General features: G+C 61.8%; 1 protein-coding gene. It reads right to left on the reverse strand.

Annotated elements, in window-relative coordinates; genetic code table 11:
- The coding region (locus GG681_RS17745) for a cadherin repeat domain-containing protein (protein ID WP_194287226.1) at positions 1–511 on the reverse strand (511 nt) is incomplete at both ends.

Below are 511 nucleotides of genomic sequence, written 5' to 3' on the forward strand. Positions count from 1 at the left end.
CCCTCTTTCAGGTGGATCTCAGTGCCGATGACCTCAAACCGGTCATCTGACAGCGTGATCTCATGGCTGTCGCCCGCGTCTGGATCCATGATCGAGAGCGTCCCGATGGCGGCACCCGCCGCGTTTTCCGCAACAGTTCCACCCTCAAGCGTGACCTCAGCCGGGGCTTCGTTCACATCCTCAACCGCGATGGTGAAGCTTTCAGAGGTCGAAAGCCCGCCCGCATCCGTGACGGTGACCTCAAGATCGATCTCGGCGGCGTCCTCATGGTTGAGGCTGACACCCTCTTTCAGGTGGATCTCAGTGCCGACGACTTCAAACCGGTCATCTGACAGCGTGATTTCATGGCTGTCACCCGCGTCGGGGTCGACAATCGACAGCGTCCCGATGGCGGCACCCGCCGCGTTTTCCGCAACCGTGCTGCCCTCAAGCGTGACCTCAGCCGGGGCCTCATTCACATCCTCCACCGCGATGGTGAAGCTCTCGGAGGTTGAGAGCCCGCCCGCATCCG

Source organism: Tritonibacter aquimaris (assembly GCF_009617595.1).
In the GTDB taxonomy this organism is placed as follows: domain Bacteria; phylum Pseudomonadota; class Alphaproteobacteria; order Rhodobacterales; family Rhodobacteraceae; genus Epibacterium; species Epibacterium aquimaris.